The sequence below is a fragment of the Ancylobacter rudongensis genome, assembly GCF_900100155.1.
In the GTDB taxonomy this organism is placed as follows: domain Bacteria; phylum Pseudomonadota; class Alphaproteobacteria; order Rhizobiales; family Xanthobacteraceae; genus Ancylobacter; species Ancylobacter rudongensis.
The window spans coordinates 352,196-378,217 of record NZ_FMTP01000002.1; the positions used below are offsets into that span (position 1 = coordinate 352,196).

Consider the following 26,022-nt stretch of genomic DNA (forward strand, 5'->3'; position numbering starts at 1 on the left):
CCCCATCCGCGCCCCGCGCGACGGCCTCGACAAGCCGGCGCCGTTGCGCCATGTCCTGCCACGGCGCCGCCGAGGCGCTGGCGAGGGAGGGCGTGATGGAAGCTCTAAGCATCGCGGCAGCGGCACGCGCCGGCGGATGGCGGGCCCTTGCCACCCTCGCTCTTGTGCTCGCCCTCGCCGGCCCGCCGGCCCGCGCCGAGGAGGCCCCGGCATGGCCGGACGACGCGGTGCACCGGCTCGCCGCGCTGGCGCTGGTGCAGACGCTCAACGCCGACCTGCTCAGCCATGCCAGCGCCACGCTGACGCTGGACCGCTGGTGCGCGGCCCATCGCCTCGCTGAAAAGCCGCTGATCGTCGCCGACCGCGTGCGCGGGCAGGACAAGCCGGCGGGGCCGGAGATCCGGGCTTTGCTCAAGGTCGATGCGGATGAGCCGGTGCGCTACCGCCGGGTGCGGCTGCGCTGCGGCGACAAGGTGCTCTCGGAGGCCGACAACTGGTATCTGCCCGCCCGGCTGACGCCCGCGATGAACGAGACGCTGGAGACCACCGACACCTCCTTCGGCCGGGTGGTGAAGCCGCTCGACTTCCGCCGAACCACGCTCGCCACGCGCCTGCTGTGGCAGCCTCTGCCGGAAGGCTGGGCGATGGGCACCCCCCTGCCGCCGCCCGGCCCCGGCGCGTTGGACTTCCCCGACTTCCTGCTGGAACACCGCGCCGTGCTGACGCTGCCGGACGGCACCCCGTTCAGCGCGCTGGTGGAGAGCTATACGCGGCAAGTGCTCGCGTTCCCGCTGGCGTTGCCCCCACCCTCCCTTCCCGCGCCGTGACATGAAAAACCCCGGCGCGGAGGACCGGCCGGGGTTGATCGTGCACAGAGGGATCAGGCGATCAGAGCGCGGTGTTGACCCACTGCAGCATCTTCGCCTTCGGCGCCGCGCCGACCTGGCGCGAGGCCAGCTGGCCGTCCTTGAACAGCAGCAGGGTCGGGATCGACATGATGCCGTACTTGGAGGCCGTCTGCGGGTTCTCGTCGACGTTCAGCTTGACGATCTTCACCTTGTCGCCGAGTTCGCTCGCCATCTCGTCGAGCACCGGGGCGACCATGCGGCAGGGACCGCACCATTCGGCCCAGAAATCGACGATCACGGGAGCGGAGGAGTTCAGCACGTCGGACTCGAAGCTCTGGTCCGAAACCTTTTCGACGCCCATTTGGACACCTTTCACGAATCTAGGAAATTCAGGAAGTTGAGGCTGAAAGTAGGTAGCCGCCCCCCGGTGCGTCAAGGCGGCGTCACCCCAACGTGACACTTTCCACCGCCCTCTCCAGCGTCGTGCCGTCGAGAGTGTGGACAAGCGGGCCGGCGGTGTAGACCAGCAATGCCTCAACTTGCTTGCGTGGGAATAGCTTGGCGAGCAGCCGGGCATAGAGCGCGACTTGCCGGACATGCGCCGACGGCATGGCAGATGCGACGGCCGGCACATGCCGGTCGGTCTTGAAATCGGCGATCAGCACGCGCTCGCCAATCACGCTCAGCCGGTCGATACGGCCGGAGACCGGCGTGCCGTCCGCCAGCTCGCCGGCCAGCGGCACCTCGCCAAGGCTGCCGGGCGCGAACAGGGCGGCGAGTTCCGGCAGGGCGAGCGTCGCCAGCGCCTCGGCCAGCACGTCGTCGCGCGCCGCCTCCGGCCAGTCGCAGCTTGAGGCCAGCAGCCGCCGGCCCGGCTCGGCCCGCGCCGGGACCGGCAGCGGCGCCAGCGCCGCCATCAGCCGGTGCAGCAGGTCGCCGCGCTCCAGCGCCCGCGCGGCGGGGCCGGTGGGGACGGGCGCGAAGACATCGGCGGCCGACGGGCGCAGGCTCGCCCGCTCCACCGGCTCGATCACCGGCCGCGCCAGAAGCCGCGCCAGCGCCCGCTCCTCCGCCGCCAGCGGCGAGGCGACAGGCGGCGGCAGCGCCGCGACGGGGGGCTCCTGCCCACCGCCACGCCAGCGCCGCACCGTGCCGGCAAAGCCGGTGGCGGGGTGCTCCATCGCTTCCGTCTCCAGCGCCCCGCGCACCAGATCGTACCAGCATCCCGCCGGGCGCTGGCGCGCGCCCTCCGCCCCGCACAGCACCAGCGCGGTTTCGGCGCGGGTGAGCGCGACATAGAGCAGGCGGCGATACTCGTCCTGCTGGGCCTCGTCGCCGTGCTGGCGCGCCGCCGCCATGGCGGGCGTGTCGCCCTTCTTCGCCGGGGCGTGCAGCGCCACCCGGCGCCCGTCTTCTAGTTCGACACGCAGCAGCCCGGCGCTGCGGCGGGTCATCGGGCCGGAGGTGGTGTCGGCGAGAATGACATAGGGCGCCTCCAGCCCCTTGGCGCCGTGCACGGTCATCACCCGCACCTCGTCGCGCCCGGCCTCCATGTCGCGCTTGGCCTCGGCGCCGCCGCGGCGCAGAAAGGCGAGAAAGCCGGCGAGCGAGGGCGCTTCCAGGCTCTCATAGGAGCGCGCCAGCGCCAGCATCTCGTCGAGCGCATCGGCCGCCTCCGGCCCAAGCCGGGCGAGCATGGCGGCCCGTCCCCGCTCGCGCCCGAGCACGCGGGTGTAGAAATCGAACGGCCGCAGCCGCCGCGCCTCGCCGCGCAAGCGCGCCAGCCGCCCGGCGGCCGCACGCCATTTCGGGTTCTCGCCCGCGCGGGCGATCAGCGTGTCTTCCAGAAGCCCGGCGCGGCCGGGCGCCAGCTTCATGAGGTCATTGTCGTCAAAGCCGAAAAGCGGGCTCTTCAGCACGCTGGCCAGCGCCAGCTCGTCGTCGCGGGCGAGCAGTGCGTCGCCCAGCGCCATCAGGTCCATGACCGCGATATGCTCGGCCACCACCAGACGGTCGGCGCCGGCCACCTCCATCCGCGCCTGCTTCAGCTCGCGGATGATGGAAGTGAACAGCCCGTCGCGCCGGCGCACCAGAATGAGGAAATCGCCCGGCCGTGCCGGGCGCGTGCCGTGCCGGCCGGTGACGGGAAAGCCTTCGCGGATGCGGGCGGCGATATGGGCGGCGATCTTCTTCGCCAGCCGTCCCTTGGGGTCGTCGGCGCCGGGCGCGTCGAGCGGGCGCTGCCAGGCGTCGACATCCACCTTCTCGCTCGGCGCTTCCGGCTCCCACATCTCCACCAGCGCCGGCAGCGCGGCGTGGATCGGCGCATGCACCGGGGGCTTGGCCTCGGCGGAAAGGCCGCGATAGGAGGCCTCGCGGCCGAACACCGCGTCCACCGCTTCAAGAATGCCCGGCGCCGAGCGGAAGGAGTGCTGCAGCTCCACATGCACGAAGCCGGCGCCGCCCGCCGCCTCGAATTCGCGCCGCACCGTGTCGAAGCGGCGCGGATCGGCGCCCTGGAAGGAGAAGATCGACTGCTTCTCGTCGCCGACCACAAACAGCGTGCGCGGCAGCTTCCCCTCCTCACGCGCGCCCATGCCGGCGAAGAACTCGGCCACCAGCGGGCGGATCACCTCCCATTGCTCGGGGCTGGTGTCCTGCGCCTCGTCCAGCAGCACATGGTCGATGCCCTGGTCGAGCTTATAGTGCACCCAGGCCGAGGCGCCCGAGGCCAGCAACCGCCGCGCCGCGTCGACCAGATCGGCGAAGTCGAGCACGCCGCGCACCGCCTTGGCCCTGACATAGCGCCGCGCCGCCTCGCGGCCGAGGATCAGCACCGCCCGGCTGCGCTCGAAGGCGCGGGCGGCGGCCAGTTCGCGCGCCAGCGGGGCGATGCGGTCGCGCTCGGCGATCAGCTGGGGGTATTTCGCCCGCGCCGCCGCATTGCCGAACTGCCCGTCGGCATAGGGCTCGCCATCCTCCTTGAGGAACACGCCGGCATAGGCCTCGGCCACCGCTTCCTCAGGCGCCAGCCCGGCGGCGCGCAGGCCCTGCCCGCGCTTGGCGCAATTGCCGCCTTCAAGGATCAGCGCCTCCGCCAGCCCGCTCCACGCCCCGCGCGGGATCAGCGCCGCCTCGATGATCGCCCGCTCGATGTCGGCGGAGGCGACGGGGGCGTCGAGGCCGACGGCGCGGGCGAGATCGTCGTCGCTCGCCTCCAGCGCCGGCGCGTCGGCCACCAGTTCCTTGAGCAGGTCGTTCAGGCCGGAATCGGAGGTGAGGCCGACGATCAGCGCCAGCGCCTGGCCGAGGTCGCTGTCGGGGGCGCCGGCCGCCTGCAGCACCACTTCCGCCCGTACCCGGGCGAGCAGTTCCAGCCGCGCGGCTTCCTCCAGCTCGCCGAAGCCGGCCGGCACCCCGGCCTCGAAGGGGAAGGCGTGCAGCAGCGCGCCGCAGAAGGCGTGGATGGTCTGGATCTTCAGCCCGCCCGGCGTTTCCAGCGCCTGCGCGAACAGCCGCCGCGCCTGCGCCCGGCGCAGCGGACCGGGTTCGCCGCCATCGGTCTTGAGGATTTCCTTATCGAGCGCGTCATCGTCCAGCGTGGTCCATTTGCGCAGCTCGCCCAGCACCCGGTTGGCCATGTTGGCGGCGGCGGCCTTGGTATAGGTGAGGCACAAAATGCGCCCGGGCGGCACGCCGCGCATCAAGAGGCGGATCACCCGCCGCGCCAGCACATGGGTCTTGCCGGAGCCGGCATTGGCCGAGACCCAGGCCGAGAACATCGGGTCGGAGGCGGAGCTCTGCAGCACGGTCGCCGCCCGCAGCGCGCCGGGGGCGAGGTCGGTGATATCGCTCATTCCTCGCCCTCCCCGCCGGTGGACCATTCCTTGGCCCGCGCCAGATGGTCGTAATCGCCATAGCGCCCGCCGAACATCGGCCGCGCCAGCGAGGCATAGCCGCGCGAGGGGTTCTCGAAGGCGGCGATCAGCGTCTGCAGCCGCGCCAGCGTGTCGCTCGCGAGGCCGGCGGCGGTCGTCTCCTTGTCCACCGCGTTCACCTCCTTCACCTCGGCCGTGCCGAGACGGACATAGGCGAGCCCGGCCGCCTCCTCGCCCGGCACGTCGGGGAAGCAGCCGGCCGCCGCCATCGCCGCTTCCAGCGGCAGCTGCGGGGAATAATGCACCGCCGTCTGCTTGGCGGTCGGCACCGCGCCGGTCTTGAAGTCGAGGATCGCCAGCCCGCCGTCGCTGAGTTGCTCGATGCGGTCGGCGCGGCCGGTGAGGGTGAAGCGCCCGCCGGCGAGTGCCAGCCGCCCATATTTCTCCGCGAAGACCCGCCGGGTCCGTGTGCGCCGGGCGCGCTCCCAGCCGATGAGGCGCGGCACCAGCCGCTCGAAACGCGCCCACCACAACGCATGCTCGGCGGGGAAGCGCTCCAGCGGGGCGAAAGCGCGCCGGCCGAAGGCGAGCAGCGCCGCCTCCGCCGGCTCGGGCAGCGCCTCCGGGAATGCCTGCGCGAAGGTGCCGAGCGCGTCGTGAATGGCGCTGCCGCGCTCCCCCGCCCCCGGCGCCTCGTCGAGCCCGTCGAGCGGCGCGAGGCCAAGAACATGGCGGGCATAGATGGTGTAGGGGTCGCGCAGCCAGGTCTCGATCTCGGTGACGCTGAGCTGGCGCGGCCGCAGTTCCACCGGCGGCGCCGGCTCCGGCCGGGCGATGCGGGCGGCGGGCGGCTCCTCCTCAATGAAGCCGGCGAGGCGCCGGAAGCGGTCGCCGCGGGCGATGGCCGCCTTCCAGCGCGCCTCCCCGCTCACCGCCGCGAGTCGCTGCAAAAAGCGCGAGGGCACGGTCGGCGCCCCGCCGAGCTTGCGCGGATAGGACAGCACCAGCTCCGGCGCGCCGCAGCCCTGGGCGAAGTCATGGGCGGAAAGGCCGATGCGCCGCTCCGGCGCTTCCAGCCCCAGCGCGGCGCGCATCGGCCGGCTGAGCCAGGGGTCGGCGCGCACCGCGTTCGGCCAGGTGCCCTCGACCAGCCCGGCCAGCACCACGCGGTCGACGCCGACGAGGCGGGCTTCCAGCGGCCCGAGAATGCGCAGCCGCGCGCCCGGCACCAGCGGCGGACGCACCGGCTGGCTGGAGAGCAGCAGCACCAGCGCGGCGGCATAATCCGCCAGCGTCATATCAGGCGCATGGCCGGCGCCCTCCGCCAGCGCCTCGAAGGCGCGGGCGAGTTCCGCCAAGGCCGTCGCCTCGGCGGGGGAGTCGATCTCGGGACCCGTGGCGTCAGGTCCGTTCCACGCGGCGGCGATGGCGGCGCGGTGCGCCTCCAGCAGGGCGGCAAAGGGGTGCTCCCCCTCCCCCAGCGCCAGCAGCGGCGCGAGGGCGGCGGCGAGGCGGTTTGCGAGCGCCTCGGCCAGCGTGCGGCGTTCCTCGCCCAGCCGGGCGCGGGGGTCGCGCGGGTGGAAATCGGCCGGCTTGAAGCCGGCCACCGCCTCGGTCAGCCCGGAGGCCCCGGCGGCCGGGCGCGGGCCGCGCAGCACCATCATTTCCAGCGCGTCGGCACCGGCATTGAGCGTGGCGCGCTCCAGCCCGAAGCGGGCGAGCGGGTGACGCAGCAGGGCGGAGAGCGGCAGCGGCGCCAGTGCGTCGCGGCAGGCATCCGCCACCAGCCGGGCGAAGCGGCCCGGCCCGCTTTCCGACAAGGGCTCACCGGCGGAATCGTCGATGGCGACCTCAAAGCGCAGCAATTCCGCCGCCACGCGCCGGGCGAGGTCGCGGTCGGGGGTGATGAGCGCGCCGGTACGCCCCGGCACTTCCAGCACCTCGCGCAACGCCAGCGCGATGGCGAGCGCCTCCTCGCGCGCATCCTCCGCCTCGATCACGCTGACCTCGGCGAGCGCGGCGTCGATGGCGGCGGGGCCGAGCCGGTCGGAAAGGCTCGCCCATTGCTCGGTGGAGGCGACGGGGCGCAGCGCCTCGGACAGCAGCCGCTCGCGGCCATGGGCGGCCGGCGGCGCCAGCTCTTGCACGGCGTCGCGGGCGACGCGCATATGGCGCTGGAGCAGCAGCGCGAGGCCATATTGCGGGTGGCTCGGCGCGCTGGCCTGCTCATCCGTCAGCGCCTGCCACGAGCCCTCGTCGAGCGCGAAGTCGAGCCCCGGCAGCACCACGGCGCCGCGCGGCAGATGGGCGATGGTGGCGAGCAGCCGGGCAGTGGCCGGCATCGAGCCGGTGGAGCCGGCGGCGATCACCGGGCCGCCGCCGGGCTGGCTCGCCAGACGCTCGGATTCGGCGGCGATCAGCCGGTCGCGGCGCACGCTGGCATCGACGCAGCCCTCCGCCTCCAGGAAGGCGGGCCAGAACGTGCGGGCGATCTTCAGGAAGTCGAGCGCCATGTCCCAGTAGCGGTCATGCTCGCCCGGCACCAGCGCGTCCAGCCGCTCCCACGGCACTTCCTGCGCCGCCATTTCGTCGATCAGCCGCGCCAGTTCGTCGGCCAGCGCGAACTCCGCCCCCGGCCCGGCGGCGACGGCGACACGTCCGTCCTGCCCGGCCAGCGCCCGGCGCCAGGCCCGGATCAGGCTGGCCAGCGCCAGCCGGCGGGTGGTCGGCGGCACCTGGCGCGGCGGGTCGGTGTAGCTCTCGGCGAAGGCCAGCGCGTCCTCGTCGACGTCGCCGACCGGCACGATGCGCGGCAGCAGCGTCACCCCCGCCCCCATGCGCTGGCGCAGCGCCTCGGCCAGCAGGCGCCCGGCGCGGCGGGTCGGCAGGAACACGGTGGCGGTCGCCAGCAGCAGCGGATCGCCGCGCGGGGCGAAGCCCTCCACCAGCACGCCGTCGAGCAGCGCGTCCGCCAGCACGGCAACGAAGGTGGCGGAGGGCGGAATGGAGAACAGCCGGGGTCCCCGTCGCTGCGCGTCAGGCGTCAGCTGCGCGTCAGAGGTCATGCGCGCGCTCCGCTGGCCATCGGGGGGCGGGCACGGCGTCAATCCTTCGAGCGCGCAATGGCCTCTTCGGCCTCGGCGATGGCCTCCGGCGTGCCGACATGCATCCACACCCCTTCCATGCGCTGGCCATAAAGCCGGCCGGCCTCGGCGGCGCGGCGGAACAGCCGGCTCAGCGAGAACGCCCCTTCCGGCACATCGCGGAAGATAGCGGGGGAAACCACCGCCGCGCCAGCATAGACGAAGGGCACGGTGAGGCGTTCCGGCCGGGGGGTCAGGCGGCCCTCCCCGTCCATCAGGAAATCGCCGCGCCCCTCATAGCCGATCGAGGTGACGGCCGGCGCCAGCAGCAGGCAGATATCCATCAGCGCGGGATCGAAGCGGGCGGCGAGCGTCGCAAGGTTCGGGCGGATGCCCTCGATCCAGATCGTGTCGGCATTGACGACGAAGAACGGGTCGGGCCCGAGCAGCGGCAGCGCCCGGACGATGCCGCCGCCGGTTTCCAGCAGCGCGTCGCGCTCGTCGGAGAGGACGATGCGCGGCCGGGTACGGGAGGCCAGATGGCGCTCCAGCAGGTCGGCATGGGCGTGCAGGTTGACCACGGCGGTGGTGACGCCGGCCGCGTCGAGCCGGTCGAGCGCGACGTCGATCAGGGTCCGTCCATTGACCTCGACCATCGGCTTGGGCAGGCGATCGGTAATCGGGCGCATGCGCGTGCCGAGGCCGGCAGCGAGCACCATGGCGGTGGTGATGTCGGTCATGAACGGCCGGGTTCGTTCGGCGTGGCGGGAGGTGGAGCGGTCGGCGCTTTCGCCGCGACGGGAAACACCGCCGGCCGCACGCCGGGCGGCAGCCGCGAGGCGCCGGGCGCCGGCACATGGTCCTTGTACCAGCTCGCCAGCCCGCCGAGTTCGGGGAAGGACAGGCAGCGCTGGAGATAGGTCCAGATGCGCGGCAGATGGGCGAGATAGACCGGCTTGCGGTCGCGCTGGTTCAGCCGGGCGAAGATGCCGAGGATCTTGGTGGCGCGCTGGGCGCCCATCACCGCATAGGAGGCGGCAAACGCCTTGGTGTCGAAGGAGGCATCGCCCGCCCGGCGCGCCTTCACATAGCGGGTGAGCAAGGCGAGTTCGAGCGCCTCGGGCACATCCACCCGTGCATCCTGCGCCAGCGAGACGAGGTCATAGGCGGCCGGGCCCATCACCGCGTCCTGGAAATCCAGCAGGCCGATCCGCGCCAGCCCGGCGCGCTGGGGCAGCCACATCAGGTTCGGCGAGTGATAGTCGCGCAGCACCCAGACCGGCTTCTGCGCCAGCGAGGGCGCCAGCGCCGCCGCCCAGAGCTGGCGGAAGGAACGGTGGGCGTCCGGCGACACCCGCGTGCCGGCATGGGGCAGGTACCAGTCGAGCAGCAGCTCGACCTCGATCAGCATCGCGTCGAGGTCATAGGGCGGCAGCCGGTGGTCCAGCCCGGTGGTGACGGCGATCGTCGCCGGCAGGTCCTGCCCGTGCAGCGCCGCCAGCACGTCGACGGCGAGTTCATAGCGCTCGGCCACCGGCGCCGGCGGGGTGCCTTCCAGCACGCCTTCATGGCCGAGATCCTCGATGACAAGCAGCCCGGCGTCGAGATCGCCGCCATAGATGGCCGGCGCCGAGAAGCCGCGCGCCCTGAGCGCCCGCGCCATGGCCACAAAAGGCTTCACGTCCTCGGCGAGATGGGCGATGGCGCTGTAGGGCTTGCCGCCGCGCACCGGCGGGCCGTCGGTCCGGCGCGGCGAATTCATCAGCACGGCGTTGCGCTTGGGGCCGATCAGCCGCTCATAGCTGCGGGCGGACGCGTCGCCCTGCAGGAAACGGCGCTGGGCCGGGCCGAAGCCGACCTGGTCGATCAGCGCCCGTATCGCCTTCATCCGGTAGAGCCCGCCCGCCATCCGTCCATAGCCGAACAGCCGCACCCGGCGCATCTTCTCGGCGCCCTCCAGGGGAAGGGTGATGTGCACTTCCATCCGGTCCGGCTGCAGCACGGCGCCTTCGGCGCGCTCGGCCCATTCCACCAGCGTCACCGCCCCGTCCGTCTGTTCGGTCCAGCCGAGCTCGTCCAGCTCGGACGGGTCGCCGAGGCGGTAGAGATCGGCATGCACGACGCGGTGGCGCGGCAGGTCGTAGGTCTGCATCAGGGTGAAGGTGGGGCTCGGCACTTCGAGGTTCGGGTCGCCGGCGAGTTCGCGGATGATCGCCCGCGCCAGCGTGGTCTTGCCGGCGCCGAGATCGCCGCCCAGCGTCACCAGGTCGCCCGGCCTCAGCAGGGCGGCAAGGTCCATGGCGAGCCGCCCGGTGGCGGTCTCGTCGGGCAGCACGACGTCCCAATGCGCCACCGGCGAGGTCGGAACGGCTCCCGTGCTACGGTTGTCGATCATCGCTCTACTCCGCCGCGTCCCGGCCGGCGTCCGCCGCGCGGGGGAAGGTGCAGGTGACGAGGGTGCCCCCGCCCGGCGCCGCGCTCAGGCTCACTGTACCGCCATGCAGCGCCACCAGCGAGCGCACGATGGACAGGCCGAGCCCGACGCCGCGATGGCGCGAGCCGGCGGTGTGGCTCTCGAAGCGGTCGAACACCCGCGCGCCGATTTCCGGCGGGATGCCCGGCCCGGCGTCGCGCACGCGGAACACCACCTTGTCGTCCCGCCGCTCGGCCGAGAGCGTGACGGTGGAGCCCTCCGGCGCGAAGCCGACGGCGTTGGAAAGCAAGTTGTACAGCACCTGCCGCACCCGCTTGGCATCGGCGCGGAAGGTGCCGGCGGCGGGCGGCAGCTCGATCGACAGGCGCAGGCCGCCCTCGGCGAGGCGGTCGCGCACCCCTTCCGCCGCCGCCTCCATCGCCGCGCGCAGATCGACCTCGCCCAGCTCCAGCGTCATCGCGCCGGCGTCGATGGTGGCGAGGTCGAGAATGTCGTTGATGATCGCCAGCAGCGCCGCGCTGCTCTCGGTGATGTGGTTCACATAGGCGCGCTGCTTGGGGTTGAGCGGGCCGATGCCGGTGTCGTCGAGCAGCTGGGCGAAGCCGATGATCGTCGTCAGCGGCGAGCGCAGCTCATAGGAGACATGGCCGACAAAGGTGCTCTTGAGGTGGTCGGCGGCGACCAGCGCCTCGTTGCGCTCCACCAGCGCGCGCTCGACATGCACGCTGTCGGTAATGTCGCGCAGCGTCACCAGCGTGCCGCCATCCGGCAGCGGCTGGGTGGAGCCGTCGAGCACGATGCCGTCGCTGCGCTCCATGCGGAACTCGGTCGGCACCCGCGCCTCGATGCCGGTGACGGCGGAGCGCAGCTTCGGCCACACCGCGCCATCGGCGGTCAGCCGCCGGCAGGCCTCGGCCACCGCGTCGATATGGGGATGGGCGCCGAGCGCGGCCTTGTCGAGATTCCACAGCTGCCGGAAGGCGGAATTGGACAAGCCAAGCCGCCCGTCGCTGCCGAACACCGCCACCGCCTCGGCCAGCGCGTCCAGCGTCTCGCTCTGGATGCGGGTGAGCGAATTGAAGCGGCTTTCCAGCGCCAGGCGCTCCGTCACCTCGTCGAACAGATAGGTGACGCCGCCCTCCGGATTGGGGGCGGTGACGACGCGCAGCGTGCGCCCGCCCGGCAGGTGCCACCAGTGCTCGCGCGGCTCGATGGCGCGGTAGGCGCCGTGCAGGTCCTCGCGCCAGACGCGGAAATCGGCCTGCTCGGGCAGGCGGCGCGCCGCCCGCAGCCGGTCGAGCACCGCCCCGTCGGTCGGCCGGTCGTCGAGAAAGGCCGCGTCGAGCTCGAAAAGGCTGGCATAGGCGGCATTGTGGAACACCAGCCGCTGGTCCTTGCCGAAGATCGCCACGGCGGTCGCCAGCTGGTCCAGCGTGCGGCGATGGGCGCCGACGACATGGGCGAGTTCCGCCCGCACCGTCTCGGCCTCGGTGGCGTCGAGCGCGATACCGGCGGCGCCGCCGCCGACAGGCACTTCCAGCACGTCGCGCACCTGCCGCGTGCCGGCGATCACCACAGGCAGCCGGGCCTTGAAGGGCTGGCTGTCCGCGTGCAGCGCCTGCGCCCGGGTGCGGGTCTGCCGGTCGAGCAGCGAGAGGTCGCGCTGGGCCGCGTCGTGGCCGTCGCGGGCCTCCACCGCATGGGCATAGGCGGCGTTGCTCCAGCGCAGCTTTCCGTCCTCGCCCCCGACCCAGACCGGGGCGGGCAGCGCCTCCAGCAGCGCCCGCAGCGCCGAGGTCTCGTCGTCAAGGGCGCGATAGGCGGCTTCCAGCCGCGCCTGGTCGAGCCGCACGCCGGTGATATCGCGCAGGCGCAGCACCACGGCCGAGCCGACCGGCCGGCCCTCCGCCTCGACGAAGCGGCCATCCTGCGTCGCCAGCGTGGCGGCGAGCGGCGTGCCGCGCGCCCTCAGCCGATCGACCGCCGCCTCGATCTCGCCCGCCGAGGCCGGGCTGAGCCAGGAGCCAAAGGCGAGGATGCGCGCGGGGGCGGCGACGCCGGTGAAGGCGGGGGTGTTGCCGATGATTTCCGGGTCGGCGGCGGGATCGCGCCAGACCACGACGATCTGCGGCTCGGCCATCAGCAGGGCGCGGGCCTCGTCGATCTGCGCCTCCAGCCGGGCGATCTCGCCGAACGCATCGGCCTCGCGCCGCAGCGACTGCCGGCGGTAGCGCAGATGCACGATGGCGGTGGTGGCGGCGAAGACGATCAGCCCGACGACGAGCGCCAGGCCGATCAGCGCGCTCGGGTCCTGCACCGCCAGCACGGCGAACAGCCCGTCGGGGGCGGGCTGGGCTGCGGGCGAGGCGACGGTCTGCGCCTGCGCGGGAAAGCTGTGGACGGCAAGGCCGAGGCTCGACAAAGCCGAGCCGGAAGCCCCCGCCACCGTGGCCGGCGGGGCGGCGAGAAGGCGCGCCATCCGGCGGGCGAGCCGCCTGAACAGACGCACGACGTGGCGTCGCAAATGGCGCGGGGTCAAGCCGGCAGCAAAGCCGGGAACGACGTTGGGAACAGGGCGTGGAACCGTGCCGGCGCGCGCGTCGACGCGCCAGCCGTCTTCCGTCCCGCCCCTGCCGGCCGGATGCGCCATCCGCGCCCGTCTCCCCTTGCCGACTGCCGCCCTCCGGCAGGCGCCCCGCCCATGGCGAGGCACCGAATCAACGCGACTTTATCGAAGCCGGAGTCGCACTAGAAGGGCCGGGCGCGCGCTACACAGGAGGAGACGTCAGAGTCCCTCGAACAGGGCGGTAGAAAGATAGCGCTCGGCGAAGGAGGGAATGATGACCACGATGGTCTTGCCCTCGTTCTCCGGCCGCGCACCGACCTCCAGCGCCGCCGCGATGGCCGCGCCCGAGGAGATGCCGACCGGAATGCCTTCCAGCCGGGCGATGGCGCGGGCGGTCTCGAAGGCGGTCTGGTTGCCCACCGTCACCACCTCGTCGATCACCGAGCGGTCCAGCACATCAGGCACGAAGCCGGCGCCGATGCCCTGTATCTTGTGCGGACCGGGCTGGCCGCCAGACAGCACCGGGCTGTCCTCGGGCTCCACCGCCACCAGCCGCAGGCCGGGCTTGCGCGGCTTCAGCACCTGGCCGAGGCCGGTGATGGTACCGCCGGTGCCGACGCCGGAAATGACGATGTCGACCGCGCCGTCGGTGTCGTTCCAGATTTCCTCCGCCGTGGTGCGGCGGTGGACGGCCGGGTTGGCGGGGTTGCGGAACTGCTGCGGGATGATGGCGTCGGGAAGCTCCTTCATCAGCTCTTCCGCCCGCGCCACCGCGCCGCGCATGCCCTGCGCCGCCGGGGTCAGCACCAGCTCGGCGCCGAGCAGCGCCAGCATCTTGCGGCGCTCCACGGACATAGATTCCGGCATGACCAGGATCAGCCGATAGCCGCGCGCGGCGGCGACGAAGGCGAGCGCGATGCCGGTATTGCCCGAGGTCGGCTCGACCAGCACGGTGCCGGCCTTGATGACGCCCGCCTCCTCCAGCGCCTCGATCATCGAGACGCCGATGCGGTCCTTGACGCTGCCGATCGGGTTGAAGAACTCCAGCTTGGCGAGAATGCGCGCCTTCACCCCCCGCTCGGCCGGCAGCCGGTTCAGCTGCACCAGCGGCGTGTCGCCAATGGTCTCGGTGATGGAGGAATAGACCCGCCCGCGCCCCGGCTTGGCGGTGGGCGCGGTGTGGGGAGCGGTGTCGGCCATGGGTGCCTCCAGCAAGCGGACCGGCACGTTGGCGCGGCCCGTCAGTAGCGAATTGTTCTTCAACGAACGGTTTTCGCCGGCAGGGCTAACATATTCACGACTCAAAGTCGAGAAAACAAATTATCTACAAAATCAAATGGTGAAATCGATGCCTTCGGGCATGCCCTTTCGCAGCGTGTTCTGCGCGGCGGCGCGGCAGAGGTCTTCCACCGTCACCGCGTCGAGCGCCGCCTCGAAGGCGCGCTCCGCCTCGGCCACGGCCGGCTGCACGATATCGCGGACGATGGGGGGGAAGGCGTCCAGCGCCTCCTCGCTCTCGGCCTCGACCACGCGCACCACTTCCGCCACCGTGATCCGTCGCCGCTCGCGCGCCAGTTCATAGCCGCCACGCGGGCCGCGCACGCCCTTCAGCACCCCGGCATGCACCAGCGCCTGCAGCACCGGCTCCAGATGGCGGGGCGGCAATTCGTGCCGCGCGGCGAGCGCCTTGGCCGCCACCGGCATGCCGCGGGCGTGCAGCGCGACGTCGACGACGGCGGCGATGGCGAGGAGGCTTTTATCGGAGAGGCGCGGCATGGCTCTTGGCTAGCGCGATATTTGCCGGCCGTCGAGCCCTGTCGAGCCAAATCCACCTTCTCCCCGCGTTGTTTCCTCCAAATTACCGACCTCGACCAGATGAATGCGCGTCACCGGCGCCACCACCATCTGGGCGATGCGCTGGCCACGCTCCAGCACCACCGGCTCGGCCCCGAGATTGACCAGGATCACCTTCACCTCGCCGCGATAGTCGGAATCGACCGTGCCCGGCGCGTTCAGCACCGTCAGACCCTGCTTGAGCGCGAGGCCCGAGCGCGGGCGCACCTGCGCCTCGAACCCTTCCGGCAGCGCCAGCGCCAGCCCGGTCGGCACCGCCGCGCGGGCGAGCGGGGCCAGCGTCAGCGTCTCGCCCTCCGCCAGCGCCGCCATCAGGTCGAGCCCGGCGGAACCCGACGTGGCATAGGCGGGAAGCGGCAGGCCCTGCCCATGCGGCAGGACGCGGACGGCAACCTCGATACTCATGATTCACTCTCCTTCTCGCCCAGCGCGGCGGCGATGCGGGCGATCAACCTTTCGGCCACCTCCGTCTTGGAGGCGCGCGGCCACGCTTCGCTGCCCTCGGGGGTGATCAGGTGCACCTCGTTGGCGTCCCCGCCCATCACTCCGCCGGGAATGCCGCTCTGGGCCGAGACGTCATTGGCGACGATCCAGTCGCAGCCCTTGCGGACGCGCTTGGCCTGCGCATACCCCACCACATTCTGCGTCTCCGCCGCGAAGCCGATGACGAGGCGCGGACGGCCCTCCGTCCGGTGGGCGATGGTGGCGAGGATGTCGGGATTCTCGGTCAGCGCCAGCGGCGGCAGGGCGCCGCCATCCTTCTTCATCTTCTCGGGCGCCTCGCTGGCGGCGCGCCAGTCGGCCACCGCCGCGGCGAAGATGGCGACATCGGCCGGCAGCGCGGCCTCCACCGCCGCCAGCATGTCGCGCGCGCTTTCCACCGGGCGCACCGTGACGCCGGACGGCGCGGGCAGGTTCACCGGCCCGGAGACCAGCGTCACCCGGGCCCCGGCCCGGGCGGCGGCGGCGGCGAGGGCGTGGCCCTGCTTGCCGGAGGAACGGTTGGCGATATAGCGCACCGGGTCGATCGGTTCATGCGTCGGGCCTGACGTGACCAGCACATGCCGCCCCGTGAGCGGCCCGCCGGCCGCCAGCAGCGCTTCCACCGCCGCGACGATCTCCAGCGGCTCGGCCATGCGCCCCGCCCCGTCCTCGCCGCGCTCGGCCATGGCGCCGGCATTCGGCCCGACAAAACGCACCCCGTCGGCGGCGAGCTGCGCCGCGTTGCGGCGTGTGGCGGCATTCGCCCACATCGCCGGGTTCATCGCCGGCGCGAGCAGGATCGGCCGGGTGCTCGCCAGCAGCACGGCGGAGGCGAGGTCGTCGGCGAGGCCATGCGCCATCTTCGCCATAAGGTCGGCGGTGGCCGGCGCCACAATGAGAAGGTCCGCCTCGCGCGAGAGGCGGATATGGCCGATATCCTGCTCCGCCTCGCGGTCGAACAGCTCGGTGAACACGCGGTCATGCGACAGCGCCCCGGCGGCCAGCGGCGTGACGAAATGCTGGGCGGCCGATGTCATCACCACCCGCACCGCCGCGCCGCGCTCCTTCAGCCGGCGGATCAGGTCGAGGCTCTTATAGGCGGCGATGCCGCCGCCGATGACGAGTAGGATTCGCTTGGTGGCGAGCATGGGAAGTTCCGTGGCCGGCGTCGGCGCCGAGACTAGGCCGGCAGCCGGGCGCGCGATAGTTCCGGATGATGGACGAGGTTAATCCTTCCCTCGGCCGGGCCGATGCGAGGAGCGGAGACCGTGCCGCCGTTCAGCACTGAGAGGAGAGGGCCGAGCCCGCCCACCGCCATCACGGCAATGGCAACGCCGTTCAGATCGGTCGCGGAGAGTTCGCCCGCTCATTGTGGACGAGACTCACCCAGCCCCGCCTCAGAACAGCATCTGCACCAGGATCAGCCCGGCGATCGCCCAGAGCGCCAGCGTCATCCAGCGATTGCCGCGCCCCTCGGCGCGGCCGATGGCGTCGGTGGTGGCGGGCGAGAGGGTCAGCCCGTCGCGGGTGGCGGCGTCGAGCTGGGCGGCGATGCGCTGGCCGTGCGCGATCAGTTCGGGCAGGGTCTGCAGCGAGCGGCCGACCGCGCCGATGCCGACCGCCACCTCCTCGATCCGCCCGGCTGGGCCCAGATTGCGCTCGATCCAGGCCCGCACCACGGGCTCGGCGGTCTTCCACATATCGAGCTGCGGGTCGAGATTGCGGGCGACGCCCTCCACCACCACCATGGTCTTCTGCAGCAGCAGAAGTTCGGGCCGTGTCTGCATGTCGAACAGTGCCGTCACCTCGAACAGCAGGGTCAGCAGCTTGGCCATGGAAATCTGGTCGGCGCGGCGCGAATAGATCGGCTCGCCAATGGCGCGGATCGCCTGGGCGAAATCCTCCACCGAATGGTGCGGGGGGACATAGCCGGCCTCGAAATGCACCTGCGCCGTGCGCAGCCAGTCGCGGGTGATGAAGCCGAACAGGATTTCGGCGAGGAAACGCCGCTCCTTGTGGCCGAGCCGCCCCATAATGCCGCAATCGACCGCCACCAGCCGCCCCTCGGGGTCGATGAACAGATTGCCGGGGTGCATGTCGGCGTGGAAGAAGCCGTCGCGCAGGGCGTGGCGCAGGAAGGACTGCATCACGATGCGCCCGAGCTGCGGCAGATCGTGCCCGGCCGCGCGCAGCGCCTCCAGATTGTTCAGCTTGATGCCGTCGACCCATTCGGTGGTCAGCACCTCGCGGCCGGTGCGGTCCCAGTCCACCGCCGGCACGCGGAAATCGGCGTCCTCGGCGGTGTTCTGCGCCAGCTCGGACATGGCGGCCGCTTCCAGCCGCAGATCCATCTCCATCGAGACCGAACGGGCGAGCGTGTCCACCACCGCCACCAGCCGCAGCCGCTTGCCCTCGGGGGAAGAGCTCTCGCCGAGACGGGCGGCGCGGTAGAAGGAGGAGAGGTCGATGCGGAAACGCCGCTGCACGTCCGGGCGCAGCACCTTCACCGCGACGCGGCGCGCCGTGCCGTCGGCCTCGATCACCTCGCCCTGGTGCACCTGCGCGATCGAGGCGGCGGCCAGCGGCAGGTCGAGCCGGGCATAAACGTCGCTCACCGGCCGGTCGAAGGTGCGGGCGATGGTCGCCTCCGCCACATCCTGCGGAAAGGGCGGCATGCGGTCCTGCAGCAGCTCCAGGTCGCGCGCCAGCTGCGGGCCGACCACATCCGGCCGGGTGGCGAGGAACTGGCCGAGCTTCACATAGGAAGGGCCGAGCCGCGACAGCGCGGCGCCGAGCCGGGCGGCGCTGGAGGCCGGGCCGCGCCGCTCGATCAGGGCGGCGAGCGCGAACAGCGGCTCGGAGCCGGGCGGGCGCACGCCGGGATCGATGCGCGAGGCAACGCCCTCGCGCGCCATCACGAAGCCGGCACGGGCGAGGCGCAGATAATCACCGAGGGGCGTGGCCACGGCGCTAGATCCGCACGCCGGAATGCAGCGCCACGATGCCGCCGGTGAGCGGCTGCCACGCCACGCGCTTGAACCCCGCCTCGCGCATCAGCTCGGCGAAGGCCTCCGGCGGGGGGAATTTGCGGATCGATTCGACGAGGTACTGGTAGGAATCGGCGTCCCCGGTCACCAGCTTGCCCATGCCGGGAATCAGCTTGAACGAATAGGTGTCGTAGATCGCGTCCAGACCGGGCACGTCGACGCGGGAGAATTCCAGCACGAAGCAGCGCCCGCCGGGCTTCAGCACGCGGCGCATCTCGGCGAGCGCCTTGTCCATGCGCGGCACGTTGCGGATGCCGAAGGCGACGGTGGCGGCGTCAAAACTCTTATCGGCGAAGGGCAGCTCTTCGGCATTGGCCTCGACGAACTCCACCCGCTCGGCAAGGCCGAGAGCGGCCGCGCGCTCGCGGCCGACGCCGAGCATGCCGCCATTGATATCGGCGACGACGGCGCTGGTGCCCGGCCCGCCGGCTTCCACCGTGCGGAAGGAGACATCGCCGGTGCCGCCGGCGACGTCGAGCAGGCGGAAGGCGCGCTCGCTCTTCGGCGGGCGCAGGCGCGAGACCAGAAGGTCCTTCCACACCCGGTGCAGGCCGAGCGACATCAGGTCGTTCATCAGGTCGTAGCGGCGCGCCACCGAGTGGAACACCTCGTCGACCATGCGCTGCTTCTCGCCGAGCGGCACGGTGCGGAAGCCGAAATGGGTGTCGGCGCCAGCGCCGTTGCCGTGTGTGTCCCCGGCCTGTGTGTCGCCAACCATGGGTGCGCGGCTCCCGCGTTCGATCCGAATTCGGGCCGGACCATAGCGGAGAGGCCGCGCGGCTCCAAGCGGCGGGCCGGGCCGCTCAAGCAACCCAGCCCCGTGCGCGGGTGGCTACCCGCGGCTGCGGCGAATCAGTCCCGCCCGCTCACGGGCAGCGGACATAGACCATGGTGCCGTAGCGGCCGGCCACTTCCGGGTCCATCCATTTGAGCACCAGCACCTGGCCGTCGAATCGCACCACTTCGCGGTCCGAGCGCGCGCCCGGCGGCTCGTCCGGCAGGCCGATATAGATCGGGCCGTTGCCGACCTGCTTCGACACCACCTCGGACGGCTGCGCGTCGTCGGCCAGATACATCATGAAGCCGCCCGACGGGCCGGCATTGATGACATAAGGCTGGCGGCAGCCCTGGCGGGCCTGCGCCTCGGTGCGGGCCGCGTCCTCCGGGCGGTGATAGGCGGCAAGGCCCCATTTGCCCATCACCTGCTGCGCCGTGATCGGCGAGGTGAACTGGGGCCGCGCCGGCTCGATCGGCCGGGGCGGCGGCGGGGAGGCGCAGCCGGCGAGCACGGCGGCAAGCGTGGCGACAAAGGCGAGGCGGGCAACACAGCGAGACACGTTCATAGAGCACTCCGGAACGGAAGGCTGGCGGGCGGGCGGGCAGTCACGGATCAAGCGCGGGCCTGCCATTTCAGATCCATGTATCGGGCATAATGAATGGTCTTTACGCCAGAAGACCAGCCGAACATAGTCCGCCCGCGCCCCGCCGTCGAACTCTCCCAGCCTTCCCGGCGAGAAAATGGACCGCCGGGCCGGAGTGAACGACGTGACCGATTTCCTGATCCGGCCGGCGACCGATGCGGATGGCGATGCCATCGCCGCACTGATCGCCGCCGCCTTTGCCGAATATGAGGGCTGCGTGTTCGACCGCGCCGCCGAATTCCCCGAACTCGACGCCATCGCCAGCCATTTCGCCGGGCGCGGCGGCACCATCTGGGTCGCCGAGGGCGGGGGCGGCGTCATCGGCTCGATGGCGCTGGCCCCCACACGCGACCCCGACGCCCCGCGCGGCGGGCTGGAAATCTTCAAGGTCTATGTGGCGCGCGCGGCCCGCCGGCGCGGCATCGCCCGCGCCCTGTTTGAGACCGCCCTCGCCGCGGCCCGCGCCGCCGGCGCGCGGGAAATCCGGCTGTGGACGGACACGCGCTTTGCCGACGCGCACCGCTTCTATGAGCGCTGCGGCTTCACCCGCGCGGGGCCGGCGCGGGAGTGCCACGATCTGTCCGCCACCTGGGAATATTCCTACCGCCTGCCCCTCGCGGCGGTCGGAACGCGCGAAGGCTGATCCCCATGTGGCAGGCAACCCTTCGACGCGCCGTTCTCAACGGCCCCGCGCTGGTGACGATCGCCGCCATCGGCATTCTGTCGATCATGGACGGCGTCATAAAATATGTGGCGGCCACCCATGGCACCGGGCAGATCGCGATGCTGCGCTATGCCGTCGGCGCGCTGGCGGCGGGCGCGGTATTCGCCGCCTGCCGCACGCCGCTGCCCGGCCGGTCCATGCTGCGCCCGCATCTGTGGCGCTCGGTGCTGGTGTCGATCACCGCCCTCACCTTCTTCTATTCGCTGTCCGTGCTGCAGCTGGCGGTGGCGCTGGCGCTGTCCTTCACCTCGCCGCTGTTCATCGCCCTGTTCGCCGCGCTGTTCCTCGGCGAGCGACCGGGCAAGTCGATCCTGCTGGCCCTCGGCCTCGGCTTTGCCGGCGTGCTGGTGGTGCTGTGGAACGAGCTGGACATGGGCGCCGGCGGCAGCCTCGCCAACGGGCCGGGCATCGCCGCCGCGCTGGTCGCGGCCGTCACCTATGCCCTCGCCATGGTGACGCTGAAGAGCCGGGCGGCGCGCGACCCGATCCCCACCATCGTGCTGCTGCAGAATGCGTTCGCCTGCGTGCTGGTGACGCCGCTCGGCGCCTGGCAGTGGGTGCCGGTGTCGGGCGGGGAACTGGGCCTGTTCGTGCTCATCGGCGTGCTCGGCACGGCGGGGCATCTGTGCATGGCCTGGGCCTATGGGCGGGCGGATGCCAGCCGGCTCGGCGTTTTCGAGTACACCGCCTTCCTCTGGGCGCTGGTGATCGGGCTGGTGGCGTTCAGCGAAATCCCCTCCCCCAGCACGCTCGCCGGCGCCGCGCTCATTGCCGGCGGCGCGCTCATCGCCTCGCGGCGCAGCCGCCTGCGCGAGGCCGAGGTCGAAGTCGGCCCCTAGGCCGCGCTTCACCGGCGCGGGGCTGGACCCCGCGCCGCAAGACGATAGGTTAGGCCGCCAAACGCCCCCTCGACGTCCCCCATGTCGGCGCTGTCCCGTCGATCCACCCGGAGTTCTGCGATGCGCCCCACCAAGCGCCTGCGCGCGGCCCTGTTCACCGCCGCGACCCTCGCCGCCGCGCTCGTGGCGCCGGTCCTCTCCTCCAGGGCGACGGCCGCCGAGCCGATCCGCATCGGCGAGCTCAACAGCTACAAGGCGCAGGCCGCCTTCCTCGATCCCTATCGCAAGGGCATGGAGCTGGCGCTGAAGGAGATCAACGCCGCCGGCGGGGTGATCGGCCGGCCGCTGGAACTCGTCTCGCGCGACGATGGCGGCAATCCCGGCGACGCGGTGCGGGTCGCCACCGAGTTGCTGACCCGCGACAAGGTGGACCTCCTCACCGGCACCTTCCTCTCCCATGTCGGGCTGGCGGTGTCGGATCTGGCCAAGCGCCGCAAGGTGTTCTTTCTCGCCGCCGAGCCGCTGACCGACAAGCTCACCTGGTCGGACGGCAACCGCTACACCTTCCGCCTGCGCCCCTCCACCTACATGCAGGTGGCGATGCTGATGCCGGAGGCGGTGAAGGCCAACCGCAAGCGCTGGGCCATCGTCTATCCCAATTACGAATATGGCCAGTCGGCCGCCGAGACCTTCAAGCGCCTGCTCAAGGCGGCGCAGCCGGATGTCGAATTCGTTGCCGAGCAGGCCACCCCGCTCGGCAAGATCGACGCCGGCCCGGTGGCGCAGGCGATCGCCGACGCCAAGCCCGATGCCGTGTTCAACGTGCTGTTCGCCGCCGACCTCGCCCGCTTCGTGCGCGAGGCCAATACCCGCCGGGCGCTGGAAGGCACCTTCGTCGTCAGCCTGCTGTCGGGCGAGCCGGAATATCTCGACCCGCTGAAGGAAGAGGCGCCGATCGGCTGGGTCGTCACCGGCTATCCCTGGTACGCGATCACGATTCCCGCGCATCAGGCCTTCCTCGATGCCTACCGCGCCGCCTATGACGACTATCCGCGCCTGGGCTCCATCGTCGGCTACGCCACCATCAAATCCATCGCCGCCGGCATCGCCAAGGCCGGCAGCACCGACACGGAGAAGCTGGTCGACGCCTTCCAGGGGCTTGAGGTGAACGGGCCGTTCGGCCCCTTCGTCTACCGCGCCAGCGACCACCAGGCGACGCTGGGGGCCTTTGTCGGCACGCTGGCGGTTAAGCACGGGCGCGGCATCATGCTCGATCCCGTCTATATCGACGGCGCCAGCGTCCTGCCCTCGGATGCCGAGGTATCGAAGCTGCGGCCGGCGGCGAACTGACGCTTCGGAAGGCAGGAAGACGTCATGTCGTTCGAGGCACTGCTGTTTCAGGCGGTCAACGGCTTCGCCTCGGCCTCCGGCCTGTTCCTCGTCGCGGCGGGACTGTCGATCATCTTCGGCGTCACCCGCATCGTGAACATGGCGCATGGCTCCTTCTACATGCTGGGGCTCTACCTCGCCGTCACCCTCGCCCCGCTGCTGGGCGAGGCGTTTGGCGGTGCGCTGGGCTTCTGGGGCGGCATTCTCGGGGCCGCGCTGGTGACGGCGGCGCTCGGCGCGCTGGTGGAGGTGGTGCTGCTGCGGCGCATCTATGCCGCGCCCGAGCTCTACCAGCTGCTCGCCACCTTCGCCCTGCTGCTCATCATCAACGACGCCGCCCTCGCCTTCTGGGGGCCGGAGGACATTCTCGGCCCGCGCGCGCCGGGCCTGTCGGGCTCGGTGGAGTTCCTGGGCCGGCGGCTGCCGGACTACGACATCTTCCTTGCTCTCATCGGCCCCGTCGTCCTCGTCGCCCTCCATATGCTCCTCACGCGCACCCGCTTCGGGCGGCTGATCCGGGCGGCGACGCAGGACCGCGAAATGGTCGCGGCGCTCGGCATCAACGAGGCGGTGCTGTTCACCGCCGTGTTCGCGCTCGGCACCGGCATCGCAGGCTTCGGCGGCGCGCTGCAGATGGCGCGCGAGCCCGCCAATCTCGCCCTCGACCTCTCCGTGCTGGGCGACGCCTTCGTCGTGGTGGTGGTCGGCGGCATGGGCTCGATCCGCGGCGCCTATCTCGCCGCCCTGCTGGTGGCGGAGGTGAAGGCGCTGTGCACGGCGCTCGGCCTGGTGGAGCTGGGCGGCTTCACCTTCAACATGTCGCGGCTGACGCTGGTGGCGGAGTTCCTCGTCATGGCGGTGGTGCTCGTCATCCGCCCGCACGGCCTGTTCGGCCGGCCGCAGCCGGCGCAGGCCCGGCGCGGGGAAGCCGAGGCGCCGCTGGTGCCGCTCGGCCGGACCGGGCGTCTCATCGCGCTGGCGGTGCTGGTGTGTTTCGCCGCCATCCCCTTGTTCAGCGCCGTCGCCAGCTACGCCCCGGTGCTGGCGCTGGATATGGTGATCGCCGCCCTGTTCGCCGCCTCGCTGCATCTGCTGATGGGGCCCGGCGGCCTCGCCTCCTTCGGCCACGCCGCCTATTTCGGCCTCGGCGCCTATGGCACCGCCTATGCCGCGACCGTGCTCGGCCTGCCGACGCCGCTGGCCTTCGGTGTCGGCATGGCGACGGCAGCGGCCGGCGCCGTGCTGTTCGGCTGGTTCTGCGTGCGGCTGGAGGGGGTGTATTTCGCCATGCTGACTTTGGCCTTCGCGCAGATCGTGTGGTCGATCGCCCATCAATGGGAAGAGGTCACCGGCGGCTCGAACGGTCTGTTCGGCGTCTGGCCCGACCCGCCCTTCGACAGCGCCAGCGGGCTTTATCTTGCCGCGCTGGGCGTGACCGTGCTGGGGCTGGTCCTGATCCGGCGGCTGGTCTTCGCGCCCTTCGGCCTCGCCTTGCGGGCGGGGCGGGATTCGCGGCTGCGGGCGGAAGCGCTTGGCATCGCCGTGGACAGGGTGCGCTGGCTCGCCTTCGCCATCGCCGGCACGCTGTGCGGCGCGGCGGGCGGGCTGTTCGCCTTCGCCAAGGGCTCGATCTCGCCGGAGGCGATCTCGGTCGGCCGCTCCATTGACGGGCTGGTGATGGTGCTGCTCGGCGGCGTGCACTCGCTGATGGGGCCGCTGCTCGGCGCCGGCGGGCTGACCTTGCTGCAGGACATGGTGATGCGCGAGAGCCCCTATTGGCGCGGTCTGCTCGGCCTGATCATCCTCCTCATCGTCCTCATTTTCCCCTCCGGCCTCGCCGCCGGACTGCGCCGCAAAAGGGGGAGCGCAGCATGAGCGGAAACGCACCTGCGCCGGTGCTGGAGGTCTCGGCGCTCACCAAGCATTACGGTGGCGTGCGGGCGCTGGACGGCGTGAGCTTCGCCATCGCGCCCGGCGAATTGCTGGCGCTGATCGGCCCGAACGGCGCCGGAAAATCCAGCTGTTTCAACATCATCAACGGCCAGCTGCGGCCGGATGCGGGCGAGGTCCGCCTGCATGGCCGCGCCATCACCGGGCTCGCCCCGCGCCGCATCGCCCGGCTGGGAGTGGGGCGCACCTTCCAGGTCGCCACCGTCTTCGGCTCGATGACGGCGCTGGAAAATGTCCAGATGGCGCTGATCGCCGCGCAGGGCCGCGTCTTTCGCCTGTGGGCGCCGGCGCGCCGCATGGCGCGCGAAGCGGCCCTCGCCCTTCTGGAACAGACCGGCACGGCCGCGCTGGCCGAGCGCCCCGCCGCCGCGCTCGCCTATGGCGATGTGAAGCGGCTCGAACTCGCCATGGCGCTGGCGGGCGACCCCAGCCTGCTGCTGATGGACGAGCCCACCGCCGGCATGTCGGCCGAAGAGCGGCAGGCGATGATCGCCCTGGTGCGCCGGCTCACCCGGTCCCGCGGCCTTGCCGTTCTATTCACCGAGCACGCGATGGACGTGGTGTTCGGCCATGCCGACCGGGTCGTCGTGCTGGCGCGCGGTCGGCTCATCGCCAATGGCAGCGTCGAGGCGGTACAGGGCGACCCGGCGGTGCGCGAGGCCTATCTCGGCGGTGTCTCCGCCTCCATCAGCGAGACGCCATGAGCGCGACCACACCCCTGCTTCAGATCGAAGGCCTCAACGCCTGGTACGGCGAGGCGCAGATCCTGTTCGGCCTGACGCTCCACATCGCACCCGGCGAAGCCGTCGCCCTTGTCGGCCGCAATGGCGCGGGCAAGTCCACCACGATGAAGGCGATCATCGGCCTCGTTCGGCGGCAGGCGCGCCGACTGACCCTGGGCGGCGCCGACCTCTTGGCCTTGCCGACCCATGCCATCGCCCGTCTCGGTGTCGGCTACGTGCCAGAGGATCGGCACATCTTTGCCGACCTAACCGTCCTGGAAAACCTCGATCTCGGCCGCCGCCAGCGCCCGGCAGACATGACCTTGCCGGACTGGACAACGGATGCGGTGTTCGACCTCTTTCCCCAGCTTGCCGATATGCGTGGGCGCCTCGGCGGCCAGATGTCTGGCGGCGAGCAGCAGATGCTGGCAGTGGCTCGCGCCCTTGTCGGCAATCCCTCGCTTCTGCTGCTCGACGAGCCCTCCGAAGGAGTGGCGCCGATCGTCGTCGAGCAGATGACCCGCGCACTGGCGCGGTTGAAGGCAGGCGGCCTTTCCCTGCTGATCTCCGAGCAGAGTTCGGATTTATGCGCGGCGATCTGCGATCGGGCGTACCGCATCGAACAGGGCGAACTGCGTGCACACGGTCCTAGGACCGGGCAGGCATCGGAAACGTCGCTGAAGGCCGCCCTGGCGCCGGGGAACGCACCAACTCGCTGACAATTTGCATTTGCGCGCCGGCTGCGCTGTGCTCTCATAGGTCGGAGGTACTCGAGGGGGATTGC

The 26,022-nt window shown here is 71.6% G+C and carries 20 protein-coding genes; 7 read left to right on the forward strand and 13 right to left on the reverse strand.

Features of this window, described 5'->3' with window-relative positions; genetic code table 11:
• Positions 1-95 precede the first annotated feature (95 nt).
• Positions 96-827: a hypothetical protein gene (locus BLO63_RS06640; RefSeq protein WP_244517684.1), complete on the forward strand. Its 732-nt coding sequence runs from the start codon at positions 96-98 to the stop codon at positions 825-827.
• 61 nt (positions 828-888) lie between these two features.
• On the opposite strand, the gene trxA is transcribed toward BLO63_RS06640, so the two are convergent.
• The 13 genes from trxA to BLO63_RS06705 all read right to left on the reverse strand — a co-directional run bounded on the left by trxA (position 889) and on the right by BLO63_RS06705 (position 19,536).
• Positions 889-1,209 (reverse strand): thioredoxin, encoded by a 321-nt coding sequence (gene trxA, locus BLO63_RS06645; RefSeq protein ID WP_091438013.1) that lies wholly within the window; start codon positions 1,207-1,209, stop codon positions 889-891.
• An 82-nt stretch (positions 1,210-1,291) separates the two neighbouring features.
• Positions 1,292-4,705, reverse strand: coding sequence for a double-strand break repair helicase AddA (gene addA / locus BLO63_RS06650; protein ID WP_091438015.1), 3,414 nt, complete (start codon positions 4,703-4,705; stop codon positions 1,292-1,294).
• A complete protein-coding gene (gene addB / locus BLO63_RS06655; RefSeq protein WP_091438017.1) occupies positions 4,702-7,791 on the reverse strand; it encodes a double-strand break repair protein AddB in 3,090 nt (1,029 codons plus the stop codon). The genes addA and addB overlap by 4 nt, the downstream gene beginning before the upstream one ends.
• Before the next feature lie 38 nt (positions 7,792-7,829).
• A complete protein-coding gene (locus BLO63_RS06660) occupies positions 7,830-8,549 on the reverse strand; it encodes a nucleotidyltransferase family protein (protein WP_091438018.1) in 720 nt (239 codons plus the stop codon).
• Positions 8,546-10,204 (reverse strand): tRNA (adenosine(37)-N6)-threonylcarbamoyltransferase complex ATPase subunit type 1 TsaE, encoded by a 1,659-nt coding sequence (tsaE, locus tag BLO63_RS06665; protein ID WP_091438020.1) that lies wholly within the window; start codon positions 10,202-10,204, stop codon positions 8,546-8,548. Before tsaE ends, BLO63_RS06660 begins: the two co-directional genes overlap by 4 nt.
• Positions 10,205-10,208: 4 nt before the next feature.
• Complete coding sequence (locus BLO63_RS06670) at positions 10,209-12,893, reverse strand: sensor histidine kinase (protein ID WP_091438023.1); 2,685 nt, start codon at positions 12,891-12,893, stop codon at positions 10,209-10,211.
• A gap of 135 nt (positions 12,894-13,028) precedes the next feature.
• On the reverse strand, positions 13,029-14,009 hold the full coding sequence (cysK, locus tag BLO63_RS06675; protein WP_091438791.1) for a cysteine synthase A: 981 nt from the start codon (positions 14,007-14,009) through the stop codon (positions 13,029-13,031).
• A 132-nt stretch (positions 14,010-14,141) separates the two neighbouring features.
• Complete coding sequence (locus BLO63_RS06680; protein ID WP_018389350.1) at positions 14,142-14,585, reverse strand: RrF2 family transcriptional regulator; 444 nt, start codon at positions 14,583-14,585, stop codon at positions 14,142-14,144.
• A 9-nt stretch (positions 14,586-14,594) separates the two neighbouring features.
• Complete coding sequence (gene dut, locus BLO63_RS06685; protein ID WP_091438024.1) at positions 14,595-15,068, reverse strand: dUTP diphosphatase; 474 nt, start codon at positions 15,066-15,068, stop codon at positions 14,595-14,597.
• Positions 15,065-16,294: a bifunctional phosphopantothenoylcysteine decarboxylase/phosphopantothenate--cysteine ligase CoaBC gene (gene coaBC / locus BLO63_RS06690; protein WP_091438026.1), complete on the reverse strand. Its 1,230-nt coding sequence runs from the start codon at positions 16,292-16,294 to the stop codon at positions 15,065-15,067. The genes dut and coaBC overlap by 4 nt, the downstream gene beginning before the upstream one ends.
• A gap of 249 nt (positions 16,295-16,543) precedes the next feature.
• Positions 16,544-18,112 (reverse strand): 2-polyprenylphenol 6-hydroxylase, encoded by a 1,569-nt coding sequence (gene ubiB, locus BLO63_RS06695; RefSeq protein ID WP_091438028.1) that lies wholly within the window; start codon positions 18,110-18,112, stop codon positions 16,544-16,546.
• A 4-nt stretch (positions 18,113-18,116) separates the two neighbouring features.
• On the reverse strand, positions 18,117-18,911 hold the full coding sequence (gene ubiE / locus BLO63_RS06700; RefSeq protein ID WP_091438030.1) for a bifunctional demethylmenaquinone methyltransferase/2-methoxy-6-polyprenyl-1,4-benzoquinol methylase UbiE: 795 nt from the start codon (positions 18,909-18,911) through the stop codon (positions 18,117-18,119).
• A 148-nt stretch (positions 18,912-19,059) separates the two neighbouring features.
• Complete coding sequence (locus BLO63_RS06705) at positions 19,060-19,536, reverse strand: hypothetical protein (protein WP_091438031.1); 477 nt, start codon at positions 19,534-19,536, stop codon at positions 19,060-19,062.
• Between the two features lie 202 nt (positions 19,537-19,738).
• On the opposite strand from BLO63_RS06705, the gene BLO63_RS06710 reads away from it, so the two are divergent.
• From BLO63_RS06710 to BLO63_RS06735, 6 genes are all read left to right on the forward strand, one after another.
• Positions 19,739-20,257: a GNAT family N-acetyltransferase gene (locus BLO63_RS06710; protein ID WP_091438793.1), complete on the forward strand. Its 519-nt coding sequence runs from the start codon at positions 19,739-19,741 to the stop codon at positions 20,255-20,257.
• A 5-nt stretch (positions 20,258-20,262) separates the two neighbouring features.
• Positions 20,263-21,177 carry a DMT family transporter gene (locus BLO63_RS06715; protein WP_091438033.1) on the forward strand — a complete coding sequence of 305 codons (915 nt, stop codon included), beginning with the start codon at positions 20,263-20,265 and terminating at the stop codon, positions 21,175-21,177.
• A 120-nt stretch (positions 21,178-21,297) separates the two neighbouring features.
• Positions 21,298-22,527, forward strand: coding sequence for an ABC transporter substrate-binding protein (locus BLO63_RS06720; RefSeq protein ID WP_091438035.1), 1,230 nt, complete (start codon positions 21,298-21,300; stop codon positions 22,525-22,527).
• A gap of 24 nt (positions 22,528-22,551) precedes the next feature.
• Positions 22,552-24,441 (forward strand): ABC transporter permease, encoded by a 1,890-nt coding sequence (locus BLO63_RS06725; protein ID WP_091438037.1) that lies wholly within the window; start codon positions 22,552-22,554, stop codon positions 24,439-24,441.
• The gene (locus BLO63_RS06730; RefSeq protein ID WP_091438038.1) at positions 24,438-25,220 is read left to right on the forward strand and encodes an ABC transporter ATP-binding protein; all 783 of its coding nucleotides are present in this window, start codon (positions 24,438-24,440) and stop codon (positions 25,218-25,220) included. Before BLO63_RS06725 ends, BLO63_RS06730 begins: the two co-directional genes overlap by 4 nt.
• The gene (locus BLO63_RS06735; RefSeq protein WP_091438040.1) at positions 25,217-25,957 is read left to right on the forward strand and encodes an ABC transporter ATP-binding protein; all 741 of its coding nucleotides are present in this window, start codon (positions 25,217-25,219) and stop codon (positions 25,955-25,957) included. Before BLO63_RS06730 ends, BLO63_RS06735 begins: the two co-directional genes overlap by 4 nt.
• Positions 25,958-26,022: the final 65 nt, after the last annotated feature.